15 protein-coding genes and 1 pseudogene are annotated in these 19177 nt (G+C 72.4%); 9 read left to right on the forward strand and 7 right to left on the reverse strand.

Going from position 1 to position 19177, the window contains the following annotated elements:
* Positions 1-53: 53 nt before the first annotated feature.
* A complete protein-coding gene (locus ACR9Y5_RS03450) occupies positions 54-1292 on the reverse strand; it encodes an ROK family protein (RefSeq protein ID WP_481296660.1) in 1239 nt (412 codons plus the stop codon).
* A gap of 238 nt (positions 1293-1530) precedes the next feature.
* Here ACR9Y5_RS03450 and ACR9Y5_RS03455 point away from each other — a divergent pair, with 238 nt between their 5' ends.
* The 3 genes from ACR9Y5_RS03455 to ACR9Y5_RS03465 all read left to right on the forward strand — a co-directional run bounded on the left by ACR9Y5_RS03455 (position 1531) and on the right by ACR9Y5_RS03465 (position 3911).
* Positions 1531-1950 carry a hypothetical protein gene (locus ACR9Y5_RS03455; RefSeq protein WP_481296661.1) on the forward strand — a complete coding sequence of 140 codons (420 nt, stop codon included), beginning with the start codon at positions 1531-1533 and terminating at the stop codon, positions 1948-1950.
* Between the two features lie 84 nt (positions 1951-2034).
* On the forward strand, positions 2035-2661 hold the full coding sequence (locus ACR9Y5_RS03460; RefSeq protein ID WP_481296662.1) for a TMEM175 family protein: 627 nt from the start codon (positions 2035-2037) through the stop codon (positions 2659-2661).
* A gap of 71 nt (positions 2662-2732) precedes the next feature.
* The gene (locus tag ACR9Y5_RS03465) at positions 2733-3911 is read left to right on the forward strand and encodes a MalY/PatB family protein (protein WP_481296663.1); all 1179 of its coding nucleotides are present in this window, start codon (positions 2733-2735) and stop codon (positions 3909-3911) included.
* A gap of 198 nt (positions 3912-4109) precedes the next feature.
* Here ACR9Y5_RS03465 and ACR9Y5_RS03470 read toward each other — a convergent pair whose 3' ends face one another.
* The gene (locus ACR9Y5_RS03470) at positions 4110-5441 is read right to left on the reverse strand and encodes an O-acetylhomoserine aminocarboxypropyltransferase/cysteine synthase family protein (protein ID WP_481296664.1); all 1332 of its coding nucleotides are present in this window, start codon (positions 5439-5441) and stop codon (positions 4110-4112) included.
* Positions 5442-5550: 109 nt separating this feature from the next.
* Between ACR9Y5_RS03470 and ACR9Y5_RS03475 the strand changes: the two genes are divergently transcribed.
* The 3 genes from ACR9Y5_RS03475 (at position 5551) to ACR9Y5_RS03485 (ending at position 8002) form a co-directional block, all read left to right on the forward strand.
* Positions 5551-5973 (forward strand): DUF1801 domain-containing protein, encoded by a 423-nt coding sequence (locus ACR9Y5_RS03475; RefSeq protein WP_481296665.1) that lies wholly within the window; start codon positions 5551-5553, stop codon positions 5971-5973.
* Between the two features lie 110 nt (positions 5974-6083).
* On the forward strand, positions 6084-7535 hold the full coding sequence (locus tag ACR9Y5_RS03480; protein WP_481296666.1) for a purine-cytosine permease family protein: 1452 nt from the start codon (positions 6084-6086) through the stop codon (positions 7533-7535).
* A complete protein-coding gene (locus ACR9Y5_RS03485; protein ID WP_481296667.1) occupies positions 7532-8002 on the forward strand; it encodes a nucleoside deaminase in 471 nt (156 codons plus the stop codon). Before ACR9Y5_RS03480 ends, ACR9Y5_RS03485 begins: the two co-directional genes overlap by 4 nt.
* A 78-nt stretch (positions 8003-8080) precedes the next feature.
* Here ACR9Y5_RS03485 and ACR9Y5_RS03490 read toward each other — a convergent pair whose 3' ends face one another.
* Both ACR9Y5_RS03490 and nirD read right to left on the reverse strand, forming a co-directional pair.
* The gene (locus ACR9Y5_RS03490; RefSeq protein WP_481296668.1) at positions 8081-8797 is read right to left on the reverse strand and encodes a sirohydrochlorin chelatase; all 717 of its coding nucleotides are present in this window, start codon (positions 8795-8797) and stop codon (positions 8081-8083) included.
* Entirely contained in the window at positions 8790-9209 is a 420-nt protein-coding gene (gene nirD / locus ACR9Y5_RS03495; protein WP_481296669.1) for a nitrite reductase small subunit NirD, read from the reverse strand. The genes ACR9Y5_RS03490 and nirD overlap by 8 nt, the downstream gene beginning before the upstream one ends.
* A 219-nt stretch (positions 9210-9428) precedes the next feature.
* Here nirD and nirB point away from each other — a divergent pair, with 219 nt between their 5' ends.
* From nirB to ACR9Y5_RS03510, 3 genes and pseudogenes are all read left to right on the forward strand, one after another.
* Positions 9429-12020, forward strand: a complete 2592-nt coding sequence (nirB, locus tag ACR9Y5_RS03500) for a nitrite reductase large subunit NirB (protein WP_481296670.1) — start codon at positions 9429-9431, stop codon at positions 12018-12020.
* 8 nt (positions 12021-12028) lie between these two features.
* Positions 12029-12793: pseudogene (cobA, locus tag ACR9Y5_RS03505) on the forward strand (uroporphyrinogen-III C-methyltransferase); the annotation flags it as partial.
* A gap of 1 nt (position 12794) precedes the next feature.
* Positions 12795-13934 carry a uroporphyrinogen-III synthase gene (locus tag ACR9Y5_RS03510; RefSeq protein WP_481296671.1) on the forward strand — a complete coding sequence of 380 codons (1140 nt, stop codon included), beginning with the start codon at positions 12795-12797 and terminating at the stop codon, positions 13932-13934.
* Between the two features lie 18 nt (positions 13935-13952).
* Here ACR9Y5_RS03510 and ACR9Y5_RS03515 read toward each other — a convergent pair whose 3' ends face one another.
* From ACR9Y5_RS03515 to ACR9Y5_RS03525, 3 genes are read right to left on the reverse strand one after another with little or no spacing between them, the layout of a single operon-like run.
* On the reverse strand, positions 13953-15530 hold the full coding sequence (locus ACR9Y5_RS03515) for an FAD-dependent oxidoreductase (protein WP_481296672.1): 1578 nt from the start codon (positions 15528-15530) through the stop codon (positions 13953-13955).
* On the reverse strand, positions 15527-17629 hold the full coding sequence (locus ACR9Y5_RS03520) for a molybdopterin oxidoreductase family protein (protein ID WP_481296673.1): 2103 nt from the start codon (positions 17627-17629) through the stop codon (positions 15527-15529). Before ACR9Y5_RS03520 ends, ACR9Y5_RS03515 begins: the two co-directional genes overlap by 4 nt.
* Positions 17630-17644: 15 nt before the next feature.
* A complete protein-coding gene (locus ACR9Y5_RS03525) occupies positions 17645-19066 on the reverse strand; it encodes an MFS transporter (RefSeq protein WP_481296674.1) in 1422 nt (473 codons plus the stop codon).
* Between the last annotated feature and the right edge of the window lie 111 nt (positions 19067-19177).

Genomic DNA, 19177 nt, shown 5'->3' on the forward strand with positions numbered 1-19177 from the left:
CGAATGTGCGCGTCAGAAGGCGAGGTAGGCGACATTCGGCACGAATGTGCGCGTCAGAAGGCGAGGTAGGCGAAGCCGTTGACCTCGGCGGCGGCCAGTTCCGCGGCGCCCAGCAGCACCGCATCCTCTCGGTGGGTCGCCGGCTCGATCCGCGGCACGCGGATGATGCGGCCGCGCAGCCGCTCCTGGATGCCGGGGATGACCATGTCCGAGCTGCCCACGAAGCTGCTCCCCACCACGACGAGCTCCGGGTCGAGCACGATCACCAGCGCCGCGACCGCGATCGCCACCATGTCGAGGATCTCGTCGGCCAGCTCCTGCGCGTCCGCATTGCCGGTGCGGGCGAGTTCGAAGACGTCCTCGGCGGTCAGCGAGCCGGAGGCGGGGATGGGCATGCCGCGTTCCCGCGCGCGCTGCGTCAGGGCGAGCGAGCCGATGCGGTCCTCCAGGTCGCCGCGCGCGTCGTAGGAGCGCTCCAGTGAGGACCGCTCCATGAGCAGGTAGCCGATCTCTCCCGCCTCCGCCCTCGCCCCGCGGTGCAGTTCCCCGTTCGCGACGATTCCCGCGCCGAGGCCGTTCTCGAGGAACAGTGCGACCAGGCTGGACAGCCCCCGGCCGGCGCCGGCGTGCAGTTCGCCGTAGGCCAGTGCGTTCGCATCGTTCTCGACGACGACGGGCAGGTCAGTCCGTTCGCGCAGCAGTGCGCCGAAGGGGACGCCGGTCCAGCCGAACTCCGGCATCGTGCCGACGACGCCCTCCGGCTGCTGCACGACACCGGGCACGGCGATCCCGACCGCGAGGCACGGGGTGCCCATCGAGTCCGCGGTCGCGATGAGGTCGTCGAAGAGCCGGAACACCTTGCGCAGCTGCCGGTCCTGGTCGGCCGTGCCGCGCTCCCCGCCGCCGTCGGCCCCGCCCCCGGCCGCCCCCGCCTGCCGAGCCGCGAGCGCCACCGACCGCCGGAACACCACCTTCCCGTCGAAATCGACAAGGATGCCCGTCACCGTCTCGGCGCGCAGCTGGATGGCCGCGACGAGGCGCGAGCTGCCGGCGTACCGGAGCAGGACGGAAGGCCGCCCGCCGGTCGACGGCTCCTGCCCCGCGGGCACGATGAGGCCGTCGTCGATCAGGGATGCGGTGAGCCGGTTGATGGTGGCCGGGCTGAGCCCCGTCCTGACGCCGAGCTGCTGCCGCGAAAGCGCGCCGGATTCACGCAGCGCCTCGATGATGGCCGTCTGGTTGACGCGCGCGAGGGTGCTCGTGGTCGCCGTCGCCCGCGTCCGCTTCGCCACCGGCGCCTCCTCGTCCCGTCACCGCTCCCGCGGCCTGCGCACACTTTACTATCGCAGTGAGGGGATGTCGCCGCCGCCGCCCCCGCCGCCGCCCCGACACCGGCCCTGCGCCGCGCTCAGCCTAGCGACGCTGCGATCGCTTCCGGGATGCAGTGCGCTCGCCGCCCCCGTGACCCGCTGCGGGGGCACTCGAAGTGGGGCGAGCATCCGCTCGGACGGTAGGGGTACCGTCGGCGGCATGTTCCGGTTCCCTCATGCAACGGGCCGGCGGCGGACTGACCCCGCCGTCGGCTCGTTGCTGGCCGGAGCCATGGCGGGCGGCATCCGCGACATCTACGGGCACACGGTCACCTACGTGCCGGAGGACCTCGTGTACGTCGAGCGGCTGTTCACCGACCTCCGCACCGACGACGGGTTCGTCGGCGACGAGTTCACCGTGCAGAGCCTCGGCTGCCTGATCGGCGAGATCCTGGTGCGCACCGACGGGGGCCACTGGAGCGCTCCGCATCGTCGGCGGGGAGCCCCGGACGACGCGGGGCTTGAAGTCGTGCTGCCGAACGGCCGGGCGGTGAACCCCATCCGTGCCGCCTACGATCGCGCGGACCGCGGCGCCGACTCGTCGGTGATCCGGTTCCGCCAGGTGGCGCTGGCGTCCTGACCCGCGTCGCCGGACCTGTGCGCACGCGCCGGCGTGCGGCATGATCGTCGCCGGGAGCACATCCTCCCGCCAGGAGGGACGGCGATGTCGAAGACACGGCTCGAGGCCTTCAGCGACGGCGTGCTCGCCGTCGCCATCACGCTCCTGGTGCTCGACCTGCACCTCGGGCCCGGCGAGCCGGGCGGCCTGCTCGCGCAGCTGGCGGCGGCGTGGCCGTCGTTCGCCGCGTACGTCGTGAGCTTCCTGGTCATCGGGGTCATCTGGGTGAACCATCACGCGGTGGTGCGGCTGGTCGAAGTCGTCGACCGCACCCTGCTGTTCTGGAACCTGGTCCTGCTCATGTTCGTCACCGCGCTGCCGTTCACGACGTCCACGCTGGCTGCGGCCCTCGCCGGCGGCGACCCGAGGGATCTCCGCGTCGAGGCGGTGCTGTACGGCGGCGCCATGACCGGCGTCGCGATCGCGTTCACCGTCCTCCACGCGCGCATCACCGGCCAGCTGGTGGCGTCGGGCGAGATGGATGCGGCCACACGCCGCCGCTCGCTGCTGCGGTTCGGCGCCGGCACCGTGCTCTACCCCCTGGTCACCGTCGTCGGACTGTTCAGCGTCGTCGCGATGCTCGTGGCGCTGGCCGCCCTGAGTCTCTACTACCTGTTCAACCAGACGGGCACGCCGGAGAGCGGCCCCCTCCATGACCGTCAGCCGTCCTGAATAGGACGCTTTCACTACGCTTTTTGACGCTCCGGGTCGCGGCGCCGCCGCGGCTGCGGCACAGTGTCGGAATGAGCTTCGGACCGGCACGATCCCTGGAGCAGCTCTTCGCGACCAGGTCGAGCATCAAGTGGCGCCGCTACCCCGCCGACGTCCTTCCGGTGTTCGTCGCCGAGATGGACTTCGATGTCGAGCCGGCCATCCTGGACCGCGTCGCCGAGACGCTGCGGCACTCGGACACCGGCTACCTGGACTCCGCCGGTCCGCTGGCGCCCGCGTTCGCCGCCTTCGCGGCGCGCGAGTGGGGCTGGGAGGTCGATCCCGGCACCGTGCACCTGGCGACGGATGTGACGGTCGGCGTGGTCGAGGCGCTGCGGCTGGACCTGCCCGACGTCGCTGGACGCGTGGTGCTCACCCCTCCCGTGTACCCGCCGTTCTTCGAGATGGTGGACGAGGCGGATGCGGTGGCCGTCACCGTTCCGCTTCTCGAGGACGCGGAGTGGTCGCTCGACCTCGCAGGGATCGAGCGCGCCTTCGCGGAGGGGGCGGACGCGTTGCTGCTCTGCAACCCCCAGAACCCGACCGGCCGATGTCACAGCCGCAGCGTCCTGGAGGCGCTCGCCGCGCTGGCCGCCCGCTACGACGTGTTCGTGGTCAGCGACGAGGTGCACGCGCCGCTCGCGCATCCCGGAGCCGTCTTCACCCCCTTCGCGCCGATCGCCCGGGCCGCCGGCGCCCGCTCGGTCACCGTCACCTCGGCGAGCAAGGCCTGGAACCTCGCCGGCCTCAAATGCGCCGTCGTCGTCCCGGCCGACGATGCGTCGGCACGGCTGCTGACCGATCTGCCGGAGGAGCTGGCCGCGCGCACCAGCATCCTCGGCCTCCACGCCAACGTGGCCGCCCTCTCCTGCGTCGGCTGGCGGGACGACCTCCTCGACCTGCTGGTGTCGAACGTCCGGCTGCTCGAAGCCGAGCTGGCCGGGCACGCGCCTGCGGTCCGCGTCGTCCGGCCCGACGCCGGGTATCTGGTCTGGCTCGACTTCCGCGACGCCGGCCTCGGCGACGACCCCGCCCGCGTTCTGATCGAGCAGGGGAGGGTCGCGCTCAACTCGGGGCTCGCGTTCGGCGAGCCGGGGCGTGGCTTCGCCCGCATCAACCTCGCGTGCAACCCGTCCACCGTGGTGGAGGCGGTGCGCCGCATCGCCGCGACCGTCGCCGCTGCCCGCGAGCGGGCGGTGCTCGCCGGCTGAGGGTGCGCAGCGGCCGACGGTGCTCGCCGGCTGACGGTGCTCGCCGCCGACGCCGACCCCGCCGACGCCGCCGTCGATCGTCGGAGAATCGGTCCCGAATCTCCGACGCAGAGCTCTGGCGCAGGAGTTCCGGGCGGAGGTCAGCCGATCATCCGACGGCAGGCGCCGGATTTCCGACGATGGCGCCGACCGGGCACTTCACGGCGTACCGCCCGTGCCGCCCGCAGCCCCGTCCCCCGCGGCGACCAGCCCGCGGTCGAGGTCGTCCAGGATGTCGCGCACGCTCTCCAGCCCGATCGACAGGCGGATCAAGCCCGGGCCGATCCCCGCCTCCGCCTGCTCCTCGGGCGTCAGCTTGGCGTGGATGGTGCTGCCCAGGTGGATCGCGAGCGTCCGCACGTCTCCGATGTGCGTCATCGGCGAGATCAGCTCCAGCGCGTCGATGAAGCGGCGGGCGGCCGCCCGGCCGCCGGCCAGCTCGATGGACACGATCGATCCCGCTCCCGCGGGCAGGTAGCGCTGGGCGCGGGCGTGGAACGGGTTCGACGGGAGCCCGGGGTAATGCACCGTGGCGACCTCGGGCCGTGCCTCCAGCCACTCCGCCACCGTCTGCGCGCTGGCGACGTGCCGGTCCATCCGCACCGACAGCGTCTCGATGCCGTGGAGCAGCAGGAAGCTGCTGGTCGGCGGGACGGTCGGCCCGTACTCGAGCACGATCACGCTGCGCACGTACGCGAGGTAGGCGCCCTCGCCGTAACGCTCGACGAAGGACGGCGCGCCGGGTCGCGGCGCCGCGGCGAGCTGCGGGAACCGCTCCGCCTGCGCCGCCCAGTCGAAGCGGCCCGCGTCGACGATCGCGCCACCGATGACGGAGGCGTGCCCGGACAGCCACTTCGACGTCGAGTGGATGACGATGTCGGCGCCGTCCTCGATCGGGCGCCACAGGTACGGGGTCGGCACGGTGTTGTCGACGACCAGCGGGACCCCCGCCTGGTGGGCCAGCCGGCCGATCCGCTCGATGTCCACGACCTGACCGAGGGGATTGGGGAGCGTCTCGGTGTACACGGCCTTGGTGTTCGGTCGGATGCGCGACGCCCATTCGGCGTCGTCGGCGTCGTCGGGCACGTACTCGAACTCGATCCCCTGGCGGGCGAGCACACCGCGGAACATCTCGCGCGTGCCCTCGTAGAGCGAGCGTGTGGCCAGGATGTGGTCACCGTGGGCCGCGAGGGCGCTCAGGGCGGACGCGATGGCCGCCTGTCCGCTGGCGACGACGATCCCGTCGACGCCGCCCTCGAGGTCGGCGATCCGCCGCCCGGCGACGGCGTTGGTGGGGTTCTCGTTGCGCGAGTACGCGCGGTAGGCGCTGCGGCCGGCGAACCGCTCCTCGCCGTCGTCGAAGCTGTCGAAGACGTACGCGGCCGTCTGGTAGATCGGGGTCACGCGCGACCGGGTCTCGGAGTCGACCACGGCTCCGGCGTGGATCTGGCGGGTCTCGAAGTCGAGAGGTCGGGTGCTGCGGCCTGGCATGGGGTCACTGTAGTGAGAGCCGCGACGGCGTGCCACGTTGTTGCGCCATGCGACGGCCGCAATTCGTGCATCCTCGTCACGCAGGCGAGGGGACCTCGTCTGTCAAAGTATGAGTATCGAACTCGAACGCTTCATCGACAATCTTCCCGAGCGCCGCCGGCAGGAGACGCGCGAACTGATCGCGCTGTACGAGCGGGTGACCGGTCAGCAGCCGACGCTGACGCATCCGTCGATCGTGGCCTTCGGGCGCTACGAGTACCGCTATGCCAGCGGTCGCAGCGGGGAGGCGGCCGCCGCGGGATTCGCACCCCGCTCGCGCGAGCTCAGCATCTACCTCTCGGACGGCGTCGATGCTCATGCGCACCTGCTGAGCGCTCTCGGCCCGCACCGAGCGGGCGTCGGCTGCCTCTACGTCACACGGCTGGCAGACGTGGATCGGGTCGTGCTCGAACGCATCGTTCGTCGTTCGTACGAGCGGCTGACATCGGGCACCTACGGTCTCCGGGCCCGAGACGGCGGCTCGACACGATGACGGGACATGATCCCGACTTGTGCTTGCCCTTTGTAAACAATGTGTGACGTTTTCGGCTCGAACGGCTCCTCGGGATGGCGCGCTGCGCCGGATTTCGTATGCTCGCTCGCATGACGAGAACCCCGACGATCGGCACCGAGACCGCTTCCGCCCCGCGCCGTACGGCCACGAGCATCGAGGGCGGCGGTATCGAGGCGATCCCGCCGGAGCGACGGCACGGTTCTCCGTGGCAGTTGTTCGCGACCTGGACCGCGCCCAACCTCGAGTTCGCCACGATCTTCGTGGGCGTCATCGCGGTGGCGTTCTTCGGGCTCGGCTTCTGGCAGGCGATGACGGCGCTCGTCTTCGGCACGGCGCTCGGCGCGCTGAGCCAGGGCATCCTCTCCACCTGGGGCCCGCGCGAAGGGCTCGCCCAGATGGTCATCGGCCGTACCGCGTTCGGCAGCCGGGGCAACATCCTGCCCTCGGCCCTCAACACGGTCATGGCCGGACTGGGCTGGTTCGCGGTCAACTCGGTGAGCGGAGCCTTCGCGCTCACGACGCTGACGGGTATCCCGGCGGTGCTCTCGTTGCTGATCGTGGTCGTCATCGAGGTCGTCGTCGCCTTCGTCGGGCATGACCTCGTCCAGCTGTTCGAGCGTTATGCGACCTACGTCCTGGGCGCGATCTTCCTCGTCGCGACCGTCACGATCTTCCTGCACGCGAACCTCGGCGCCCCGGTCAAGGGCGGCGGTTTCAGCTTCGCGGGCTGGACCCTGACGGCTGCCGCCGCTTTCGGATACGCCGCCGGCTGGAACCCGTACGCCTCGGACTACAGCCGGTACCTCCCGGCGAGCGCCAGCCGCCGGGCGATCGGCTGGGCCGCGGGCCTCGGCAATTTCGTCAGCTGCGTCGTCCTGATGGCCGCCGGTGCGGCCGCGGCGACGATCGCCGGCTTCAACCCCGACGACCCGACGGCGTCGTTCACCGCCAGCATGCCCGTCGTCATCCGCGACCTGACGCTGCTCGCCATCGCGGTCGGCGCCATCGCCGCCAACGCGCTCAACATCTACTCCGGGGCGATGTCGTTCCTCGCCGCCGGCATCCGGATCCCCTTCGCTCTGCGCCGTGCGATCGTCGCGCTCGGCTTCGGCGTCGTCGGCTTCTTCCTCGCGTGGAGCGCCCTGCCGGACGCGGGCGCGAAGTACGAGAACTTCCTCCTCGTGATCGCGTACTGGATCGCACCGTGGCTCGGAATCGTCCTGACCGACCGCCTGCTGCGTCGCGGGACCGAGATCGCGAGCCTGGTGCCCAGCCACGCCAGGTACCGCAACCCCGCCGGCTGGCTCGCGCTGGTCATCGCGGGCGTGATCTCGGTCTGGCTGTTCTCCAATCAGACCTTCTACACCGGTCTTCTGGCCAAGGCCGCGCCGATCGGCGACCTGACGCCCCTCGTGGGCTTCCTGCTCGCTGCGATCCTCTACTGGGTGCTGTTCCGGGCTTTCAAGGTCCGGCTCGGTGCTCCCCTGGAATCCGAACCGACCGTGATCGTCGGCGTGGACGCCGCGGACGATGTCGCGTGAGCTCCGATACGGAGCGCCTGTACGCCTCGGATGCTGAGAAGCTGGCTGTCGCCGCGGAGGAGGCCCGTCGCGGGGCGGCCGAGGGCGGGATCCCGATCGGCGCCGCCCTCTTCGACGGCGACGGGCGATTGCTCGGCAGGGGCCACAACCGGCGCGTGCAGGACGGCGACGCCTCCATGCATGCCGAGACGAACGCGTTCCGCGATGCCGGCCGCCAGCGCAGCTACCGGGACACCGTCATGGTCACCACGCTGTCGCCGTGCTGGTACTGCTCGGGACTGGTGAAGCAGTTCCGCATCGGGCGGGTGGTCGTCGGAGACGACCAGAGCTTCCACGGGGGACAGGACTGGCTGCGCGAGCACGGCGTCGAGGTGACGGTGATGAACGACCCCGAGCTGATAGAGATAATGGGCGCGTTCATCGCCGCGAACCCCGAACTCTGGAATGAGGACATCGGAGAGGAGTGACGCTTCGCGTCGCTCGGACGTCTGCGGACGATGGCGATACCAGCCAGGACGAAGACCCGCGGAGACAGGACTGCGGCGTCACCGCGCAGCGCCCACGAGGCTTTCCGTCCGGTCGATGATCACCTCCACGAGGTGCCGCGGGGTCGACGCAGCCGTGAGGAGCGGAGCCGCGACGACGTCCGCGCCGGCCTGCCCGGCGAGGGTGGAGAAGTGGCCGGGAGCGAGCAGGTACGTCGAGATCAGCACGCGGGAGCCGGGCGACCGCCGGCGTGCGGCGGCGACGGCGTCCGGCAGGCTCGGGGCGGCGGCGGAGATGAAGCCGGCAGTCACCGGCGCGCCGAGGCGGCCGGCAAGCAGGGCGGCCGTTCGGTGGCAGTCCGCGACGGCGCGGTAGTCCGTGGAGCCGGCCGCGCCGAGCACCACCTGGTCGCCTGACCGGTAGCCGGCCTCGACGAGCCGGTCGGCCAGCACCTCGACGAGCCGGAGGTCGGGTCCCAGTGCCGGGGTGACGGTCGCGGGCACGGGGGACGCGGCGGCACTAGCGGCGAGGTCCACGAAGACATGGAATCCGGCGGAGAGCAGCAGCGGCACGACGATCGCCCTGTCGGCGTGCGCCGCCGCCGCGGCGAGTGCGGTCACGACATCCGGCTGCTGCACATCCACGTGGCATGCGGCCACCGGGATGGGGAGGGAGGCGGCTACGGCGTCGACGAGGCGGCGCACAGCGCGCTGCCCCTCGGGTGAGGCGGTGCCGTGGGAGGCGAGCACGGCCGCAGTGACGCCCGGCTCAGTCATCGCCCAGCTCGATCTCGATGAAGCCGCCGACGATGCGCGTGCGGAACGTCCGCAGGGCGAGGGCGGGGTCGCCGAAGCACTCGCCCGTTCCGAGGTCGTAGACCTCCTTGTGCAAGGGGGAGGCGACCGTCGGGCGGTCGCCGCGCGAGCCGACGATGCCGCGGGCCATCACCGGCGCGCCTCCCGCCGCGGGATCCTCGTGCGAGACCGCGTAGACCTCGCGCGGGCCGAGCAGGAAGACGGCGATCTGGCGCATCCTGAGCAGGACGGCTTCGCCCCACGACGGCTCCAGGTCGTCGACCCGGCAGGCGCGCACCCAGGCGGTAGACGCCGAGGCGGAGGACGCAGAGGCGGAGGAGACGTCGGCGGCTCGTACGCCGGCGGTCTGAGCGGCGTTCCCGGTGATCGTCATGGTCCGACGCTAGACGGCGGATGTTTCGGGAGGACGCGCGCCCGGTAACGTCGGCGTGACGCCCGTCTCACACGGTCCCCGATCGGCTGTGCGGCTCATGTTAACGCGCGGTTACACCGCCGAAACGGTCGGGAAACCGGCCCGCCGTACGCTCGGATCGCACCAGGGCGACGACGTTCCCCTGGTGCGGCGGCAGCCGCCGACGGGGAAGGGACCCGCATGACGACCGAACGCACGCTGATCGTGGGAGGCGGCCCGGCCGCCCACCGCCTGGTCGACGCCCTGGTCTCCCGGGGAGCGCAGGTGGGCACCGACCGCTCCATCGTCGTCCTCGCGGAGGAGGCGTACCTGCCCTATGACCGCGTGCAGTTGAGCAAGCGGCTCGCCGACGGGCGCGTCGATCTGACGCTGCAGCCGGCGACGCACTGGGAGGATGCGGGAGTCGAGCTGCGCGTCGGCGAAGCCGTGACGGCGATCGACCGCAGGGCCCGCACCGTCACGACGTCCTCGGGGGCGGTGCTCGGCTACGACCACCTCGTTCTCGCGACGGGCTCGTCGGCGCCCGTGCCGGACATCCCCGGAGCCGCTGCCGGCCGTGTCTACCGCACGATCGACGACGTGGATGCGCTGGTCGCCGAGGTCGCCGAGCTGCGGAGACGCCTCGGACGGGCGCCGCGCGTCGCCGTCGCCGGCGGGGGCCTGCTGGGTCTCGAAGCGGCCGGCGGCGTCGCGGAGCTGGGGGCGGAGGCGGTCATCATCCACTCGGGCGGCTGGCTGATGTCGGCACAGCTCGACGAGGGTGCCGGACAGGCGCTCGGCCGGCTGATCGCGGCGCGTGGCATCGACCTGCACCTGGGCACCCGGCCTCGCGAGATCCTCCTGGGTGAGGACGGGCTGCCGACCGGGGTGCGCTGCGCCGACGGCCGCACCGTGCCCGCGGATATCGTGGTCTTCGCCATCGGCATCCGCGCCAGGGACGAGCTGGCCAGGGAGGCGGGCATCGCCACGGAGGAACGCGGGGGCGTCGTCGTCGATGAGGCGTGCCGCACGTCCGACCCGGCAGTGTGGGCTATCGGCGAAGTCGCCGCGATCGGCGGCCGGACCGTCGGCCTGGTAGCGCCCGCGAACGCTATGGCCGAGACGGTCGCCGATCGCCTTCTCGGCGGCGGCGCCACTTTCACCACCGTGGACGACGCCACGAAACTGAAGCTCTCGGGGGTCGACGTCGCCAGCTTCGGCGACGCGTTCGCCCGTGAACCCGGCGCGCTGGAGATCGTCTACGCCGACCCGGCCCGCGGGCTCTACCAGAAGCTGGTGGTCAGCGACGACGCCCGCACCCTGCTCGGCGGCGTCTTCGTCGGCGACGCCTCTCCGTACACGAGCCTCCGGCCGCTGCTCGGCCGGGAGCTGGACGCCGAACCGGCCGCCTACCTCTCCGCGGCGGGGGCCGAGCCGCCCGCGGGTGGCGCGCTCCCGGACGACGCCCTGGTCTGCTCGTGCAACAACGTCACCTCCGGGACTGTGCGGTCCGCCGTGGAGGACGGCTGCCACGACCTCGGCGAGCTGAAGGCCTGCACGCGGGCGGGCACGCAGTGCGGGTCGTGCGTCCCCCTGGTGAAGAAGATCCTGGAGGCCGAGCTCACCCGCACCGGCGCCACCGTCTCCCGTGCACTGTGCGAGCACTTCGACCTGTCGCGGCAGGAGCTGTTCGAGTCGATCCGGGTTCTCGAACTGACCAGCTGGGAGGAGACGATCGCGCGTCTCGGTCGCGGCCGGGGCTGCGACATCTGCAAGCCGGCGGTGGGCTCCATCCTCGCCAGCCAGCACAGCCAGTACCCGCTGGACGGCGGCCGCGGCCAGCTGCAGGACACCAACGACCGCGCGCTCGCCAACATGCAGAAGGACGGCACCTACTCGGTCGTGCCGCGCATCCCGGGCGGGGAGATCACCCCGCAGAAGCTGGCCGTGATCGCCCAGGTGGCCACCGACTTCGGGCTCTACACGAAGATCACCGGCGGCCAGCGCATCGACATGTTCGGTGCACGTCTGGAGCAGCTCCCCGAGATCTGGAAGCGGCTGGTGGACGCGGGCTTCGAGTCCGGTCAGGCCTACGGCAAGGCGCTGCGCAACGTGAAGAGCTGCGTCGGATCCACCTGGTGCCGCTACGGCGTCCAGGACTCGGTCGGGATGGCGGTCGACCTCGAACTGCGCTACCGGGGTCTGCGCGCGCCGCACAAGTTCAAGTTCGGCGTCTCCGGGTGCGCGCGCGAGTGCGCGGAGGCCCGCGGGAAGGACGTCGGCGTCATCGCCACCGACAAGGGATGGAACCTCTACGTCGGCGGGAACGGCGGCTTCCAGCCCGCGCACGCGCAGCTGCTGGCCTCCGACCTCGACGATGAGACGCTGATCCGCTACATCGACCGCTACCTCATGTACTACATCCGCACGGCCGACCGGCTGCAGCGCACGGCCCGGTGGATGGAGGACCTCGACGGCGGCGTCGAGCACGTCCGCGCCGTGGTCGTCGACGACTCGCTCGGCCTCGCCGGCGAGCTGGAGGCGGCGATGGCGAAGCACATCGACACGTACGAGGACGAATGGGCGGCGACGCTGCGCGACCCGGAGCGGTTGCGGCGGTTCCGGTCGTTCGTGAACGCGCCGGACACCCCCGACCCCTCGATCGCCCGGGTCGAGGAGCGCGGCCAGCTGCGCCCGGCCACCGCGGAGGAGCGCGCCGCGGGTCCCGTCCTCGTCGCGGGCTCCACCATCCCGGTCCGGCCGGGCGCTGCCGACGGAGGAGAGACACGATGACACGCACAGGAACGGTCACGCTCGTCGGCGGCGGGCCCGGCGACCCGGACCTCCTCACGGTCGCGGCGGTGCGGGCGCTCGCCGCGGCGGACGTGGTGCTGTTCGACCGCCTCGCCCCGCACGAGACGCTCGCGGAGCTCGCGCCGCACGCGCGACTGATCGACGTGGGCAAGCGGCCGGGCCACCATCCCATCCCGCAGGATGAGATCGAGCGCATCCTGGTCCGGCACGCGCAGGAGGGCTCGGACGTCGTGCGGCTGAAGGGCGGCGACCCGTTCGTGTTCGGCCGCGGCGGCGAGGAGGTGGAGGCCTGCCGGCGGGCGGGCGTCCCGGTTCGCGTCATCCCGGGCGTGACGAGCGCGATCTCGGTGCCGGCCGCGGCGGGCATCCCGGTGACCCACCGGAACATCAGCAGGATGTTCACCGTCGTCTCCGGGCACGCCCCGCTCTCGCCGGCCGAGCTGGAGCACCTGGCCGGCCTCGGCGGCACCATCGTCATCCTGATGGGGATCACGAACCTCCCCTCGATCACCGCGGGGCTGGCACGGTTCGGGATGGACCCGGGCATGCCGGTCGCAGTCGTCGAGCACGGCTACTCCGCGCGGCAGCGCACGACGTTCGGGAAGCTGTCGACCATCCTCACCAAGTCGGTGCGGGCGGGCGTCGGCTCGCCCGCGGTGGTGGTCATCGGCGAGGTCGTCCGGCTGGCGAACGACGGGGATGCGGCAGCGGCGGCCGCCCTCGCGAGCGCGGCCGCGGTGACGGGACCGTGAGATGAGCGACGAGCGCCCCGGTGTCGCGGCGTTCCGCCCCGACCAGCTGGCCGGATTCCGCATCGGCGTCACGAGCGACCGCCGCTCCGCAGACCTGATCGACGCGTTCGAGCGCCGCGGTGCCACGGTGCTGCACGCGCCGACGGTGCACATGCGTCACGCCGACGACGACGCACCTGTGATCGCCGACACCGAGCGCATCCTCGACGCGGCGCCCGACGTGCTCCTGGCCACCACCAGCTACGGGATGCGCCGCTGGTTCGAGGTCGCCGACTCGGCCGGGCTCGGGGAGGCGCTGCAGCACACGCTCGCGAAGTCGACCATCCTGGTCCGCGGCCCCAAGGCGCGCGGCGCGGTGCGTGCCGCCGGTCTCGACGACGCCGGGATGAGCGACGAGGAGACGACCGCATCCCTGGTCGGCAAGCTGATCGCCGAGTTCCCATCCGGAATCACCGTCGCCGTGCAGCTGCACGGCCAGCCGGACGAGGCCCAGCTCCAGCGGTTGCGCGATGCCGGCGACACGGTGATCACCGTCGCCCCGTACTCGTGGTCGGTCGCTGCGGACACCGACGAGCGCGTCACCCGGCTCGTCGACGCCATCGCGGGCCGGCAGCTGGACTGCGTGACGTTCACCAGCGCACCGGCCGTCGACGGCCTGTTCGCCGCGGCGCTCGCGCGCGGCCGCCACACGGAGGTGGTGGATGCGCTGAGCAGCGACGTCGTCGCGGCCGGGGTCGGCCCGGTCACCGTCGCCCCTCTCATCGCCGCGGGGATCGATCCGCTCCAGCCGGACCGCTTCCGGATGGGTGCGCTCATTCGGCTGGTCTGCGAGCACCTGGAAGCGCGGTCCACCCGCCGGGTCAGCACGCGGCACGGCGATGTCGAGCTGCGCGGGAGCCTGGCGATCGTCCGCGGGACGCCGATCCGGCTGACCCCGACTTCGCTGTCGCTCTTCCGGGCGCTCGTGGCCGCCAACGGGGCCGTCGTATCGCGCAAGCAGCTGTCGGTCGCGCTGGCCGACACGTGCGACCAGTACGACGAGCACGCCATGGAGGTCTCCCTCAGCCGGCTGCGGCAGAGCCTCGGAACACCCGGCCTCGTGGCGACCGTCGTGAAGCGGGGGTACCGGCTCGACGTGTGAGCCCCGTGACACCTGTCGTCATCCCGGCACCGCCTGTGCGGCCGCGAGGAGGCTCGCGATGCGGCCCTTGCATCCGCCGCAGCCGGTTCCCGCGCGGGTCTCGCGGCCGACCTGCTCCACCGTGCCGCAGCCTCCCGCCGCGGCCTCGGAGATGCGCCCGGCCGTCACCCCGTTGCACCAGCACACCGTGGCCTCCGGGCCTTGCGGGTCGTCCGCGGGAACCTGCCCGTCGTCGGCGGCATCCAGCCGGAGCAGCGCGGACGGCTCAGCGGGGAGCGCGCCGCCGCGCTCGAACAGCAGCGTCAGTTCGGCGCCGGCGTGGGGGAGCCCGACGGAGACGAATCCGGTGAGAGCGTCGTCGCGGACGACGGTCTTGAGGTAAGCACCCCGGGCCGGGTCGAGCCAGACGGCGACCTGGGCCGTCTCGTCCCAGGCGTCTGCCGCGTGGTCGCCTCCCGCGACCACGTCGAGGCCGGTCGCCTTCATCATGACGACGGCCGGGCGTTCGCGCAGCGCCACGGCGGCATCCGCTCCTCCCGATCCGCCGGCCGCCTCCGCGCGCAGGCGTCGAGCGAGGGCGGCGGCCTGGCGCCAGCCGGGGCCGATCAGTCCCGACGGCGTTCCGGGGACCCGGCCGTCGGTTCCCGCGTCCTCCGGCGACGCGACCTGCGCGCAGTCGCCGAGGGCGAAGACGTCCGGGTCGCTCCAGCTACGCAGCTCCTCGTCGACCAGGATGCCGGACGAGCACGCCAGACCGGCGGCCAGCGCCAGCTCCATCCGTGCGCCGACGCCGCAGGACAGCACCAGCAGGTCGCCGGCGATGTAGGTGCCGTCGGCGCAGCCGATGCCGTCGAAGACCGGGCCGGTCGGCTCGTCGCGGAAGCCGACGCTCTCGGCGCGTGCATGCGCGGCCATGCCGACGCCGAGGGTGCGGGCGGCGCGGCTCAGCATCCGTCCGCCCGCCTCGTCGAGGTTGCGCGCCATCGGCGTCGGACCGTGATGGACGACGACCACCTGCGCGCCGTGCTCGGCGGCGAGCAGCGCGAACTCCATCCCGAGCACGCCGGCTCCGAGCACGACGATGGTGCCGCCGCCCGCGACCACGGGTGCGACGGCCTCGGCGTCGGCCAGGTCGCGCAGGGCGACGACGCCGGTGGGCAGGGGACGCGCACCCTGGTCGAGCGCGGCTCCGGGCGCCGCCGAGCGGTCGCGCCTGGCGTACTGGAGGCCGTCGAGCGTCGGGATGTTGGCGCGCGCACCCGTGGCGAGCACGAGCCGGTCGTAGGGAAGCTCCTCGCCGGTGTCGAGCAGCACACGCTGGCGCTCCCGGTCGAGCGCGACCGCCACCTCCCCGAGCCGGATGTCGGCACCGGCAGCGCGCGCCGCAGCGGTGTCCGTGAGGTCGAGGCGCTCGCGTGCGGCCGCCCCGACGGCGTATTCGGCGACGAGGACGCGGTTGTAGGCGTCCTCGCGCTCGGCGCCCACCACGGTGAGCGTCGCCTCTCCGTCGGCGACGGAGGGCAGCAGCTCCTCGACGAAACGGGCACCGACCGGGCCGTAGCCGACCAGCACCACGCGCAGGGGACGTCCGCTCATGCCGCCTCCTCTTCCACAGCGGGGCGGACCGTCACGGCGGTCCGCTTGAACTCGGGCATCGCCGAGATCGGGTCGACGGCCGCCTCGGTGAGCAGGTTGGCGCACTGCCGGCCGGCGAAGTGGAACGGCAGGAACACCGTGTCGAGGCGCATCCCGGTCGACAGCAGGGCGCGTGCGCTCACGTCACCGCGCTCGTTGCCGACGATGACCCGGTCGCCGTCGGCGATGCCCAGCCGGGCGGCCGTCGCCGGGTGCAGCTCGGCGCGCACCTCGGGCTGTGCGGCGACCAGCTCGGGCACCCGGCGGGTCTGGGCACCCGACTGGTAGTGCTCAAGGAGGCGCCCGGTGATCAGGGTGAGTTCGCCCGGCCGTCGCCCTGTCGTCAGTTCGCGGGCCTGCACGGCGACGAGACGCGCTCGTCCGTCATCGTGGCCGAAGCGGTCGAGGAAGAGGCGGGGCGTACCCGTCGATCCGGCGGGGTACGGCCAGTGGGCCGCCTCCCCGGTCTCCGCCTGTGCGTCGAGGAAGGCGTGGCTGAGACCCGAGTAGTCCGCGACACCGCCCGCGGAGGCCCGAGCGAGTTCGTCGAAGACCTCGGCCGGGTCGGTCGGCCACACCGACGGCGCATTCAGCCGGTGGGCGAGGTCGGCCAGGATGTCGAGCTCGCTGCGCACCCCGGGCGGCGGATCGAGGGCGCGTCGCCGTCGCAGGACGCGACCCTCCAGGTTCGTCATCGTGCCTTCCTCCTCCGCCCACTGCGTCACCGGCAGCACCACATCGGCCAGCTCAGCGGTCTCCGACAGCACGAAGTCGCACACGACGAGGAGGTCGAGCGCCTCGAGGCCGGAGCGGATGGCGCCGGCGTCCGGGCCGGAGACGACCACGTTGGAGCCGTGGACGAGCAGCACCCGCACGCCGTCGGGCCGCTGCCCGAGCATCCCGAGCAGTTCCACAGCGGGTACGCCCGGGCCGGGGATGACGTCGGGCTCCACACCCCAGACGGTGGCGACCGCGGCGCGGGCCGCCGGGTCGGTGATCCTGCGATAGCCCGGCAGCTGGTCGCACTTTTGCCCGTGCTCCCGGCCGCCCTGCCCGTTGCCCTGCCCGGTGAGGGTGCCGTAGCCGGATCCGGCCCGGCCGACCAGGCCGAGGGCCAGCGCCAGGTTGATGGCGGCTGTCGCGGTGTCCGTGCCGTCCACGTGCTGCTCCACGCCGCGCCCGGTGAGGATGAAGGTCCCGCGCCCGCGCGCGAGCCGGCGGGCGACATCACGCAGCTGCCCGACCAGGACGCCCGTGTGCTCCTGCACCCGCTCGGGCCACCATCCCGCGACGCTCCGGCGCACCGCGTCGAAGCCGGTCGTGCGTGCTTCGAGGTACGCGGTGTCTGCGAGGCCTTCGGCCAGCACCACGTGCAGCAGTCCGAGCAGAAATACGAGGTCGGTCCCGGGTGCCGGCTGCACGTGCACCCCGGCGCCGTCCGCCGTGAGCTGCGCCGTCTGCGACCGCCGCGGGTCGACCACGATCAGCCCGCCGGCCGCGCGGGCGCCCGCCAGGTGACCGAGGAACGGCGGCATGGTCGCCGCGACGTTCGAGCCGAGAAGCAGGATGGTGTCCGCGTCGTCGAGGTCGGTCACCGGGAACGGCATCCCGCGGTCGACGCCGAACGCCCGGTTGCCCGCGGCCGCCGCCGACGACATGCAGAAACGCCCGTTGTAGTCGATGCGCGAGGTGCCGAGCGCCAGCCGGGCGAACTTGCCGAGCAGGTAGGCCTTCTCGTTGGTGAGGCCGCCGCCGCCGAAGACGCCGACCGCGTCAGCCCCGTGATCGCGCCGGATGTCCGCCAGGCGCTCTGCGATCATCCCGAGGGCGTCGTCCCAGGTCGCCGCCCGCAGCTCGCCGTCGCGGCGGACCAGCGGGACGGTGAGCCGGTCGGGCGTGCGCAGGAGCTCCGCCGAGGTCCAGCCTTTCTTGCAGAGACCGCCGCGGTTCGTCGGGAAGGCGCGCCCGCTGACCGTGACCGGGGTCGCCGCGAGCGGATCCGGAGTCAGCGTCATCGCGCACTGCAGAGCGCAGTACGGGCAGTGGCTGTCGGCGGCCATGGGGCGCGTCCCGGCCTAGATCCGGACACCGCGGCGGCGCCCGTGCAAGGCGACGCCGGCGGTGACCGCGAGCAGCACGGCGTACGCGGCGACGAACCACAGAAGGCCGGACTCGTAGCCGCCGGTCGAGGTCTTCGACAGGCCGAGCACCTGCGGGATGACGAACCCGCCGTACGCGCCGAACGCCGAGACGATCCCGAGGGCGGCCGCCGCGGTGCGCTGGGCGGAGACGTCGCCCGCCGTGCTGTGGCCGTCGGCGGCGCCGGCACGCAGGGCGAACAGGGTGGGGATCATCCGGTACGTCGCCCCGTTGCCCGCGCCGCTCGCGACGAACAGCACGAGGAAGAACGCGAGGAACAGCCAGAAGTTGTCCAACGGAAGAGTGAGCACCACCGCCAGCGCGCCCGCGCCCATGACGACGAAGGCCGCGATCGTGATGACGCTGCCGCCGAACCGGTCGGCCAGCCGTCCGCCGATCGGGCGGGCCAGCGAGCCGACGAGGGCGCCGAGGAAGGCGAGCGAGAGCGTCGCGCCGGCCACAGGGAACGCGCTGAACGACGGGAACTGGTCGGCGATCAGCTTCGGGAAGACGCCGGAGAAGCCGATGAACGACCCGAACGTCCCGATGTAGAGCAGCGCCATCAGCCACAGCTCCGGGGCCTTCAGCGCGGCGAGGGAGGCGGTCAGGTCGGCCCGGGCGTTGGTCAGGTTGTCCATGCGCCGCCACGCGCCGACGATCGCCACGATGATGAGCGGCACCCAGATCAGGCCCGCGAGCGGCAGCTGCAGGGTCGCGCCCGCTCCGATGGTGATGACGATCGGCACGACGAACTGCGCGACGGCCGCGCCGAGGTTGCCGCCGGCCGCGTTGAGGCCGAGCGCCCATCCCTTCTTCCGCTGCGGGTAGAAGAACGTGATGTTCGCCATCGAGCTGGCGAAGTTGCCGCCGCCGAACCCGGCCAGCGCCGCGACCAGCAGCATCACGCCGAACGGCGTCTCCGGGTTGGCGACGCAGACGGCAAGGCCGATCGCCGGGATGAGCAGCAGGGCTGCCGAGATCATCGTCCAGTTGCGGCCGCCGAATCGCGGGACCATGAACGTGTACGGGAAGCGGAGCGTCGCCCCGACCAGGCTCGGCATCGAGATCAGCCAGAACGTCTGCGCGGTGTCGAAGGTGAAGCCGGCGGCGGGAAGCGACACCACCACGATCGACCAGAGCTGCCAGACGACGAAGCCGAGGAACTCGGCGAAGATCGACCAGCGCAGGTTGCGCTGGGCGATGGCGGCGCCCTGGTCGCGCCACTGCACCGGGTCTTCGGCGTTCCATCCCTCGATCCACCGGCCGGGACGGACGATGAGCGCCGGCGCATCCGGTGCAGGCCGGGCGGCTTCGCCGGTGGGAGCGATCGAGGTCGATTCGGGGACGGTGCTGGTCATGGCGGACCTCCAGACTCGGTGGGTGGCACCACGCTAGGGACGCCGTGTTTCGACTGTGGACGCGCGGCGTGAAGCCGGCGTAACGAAGACCTCTCGGCGCCCGTGACGCGG

The organism is Leifsonia sp. KNZ13-11D (assembly GCF_056754895.1).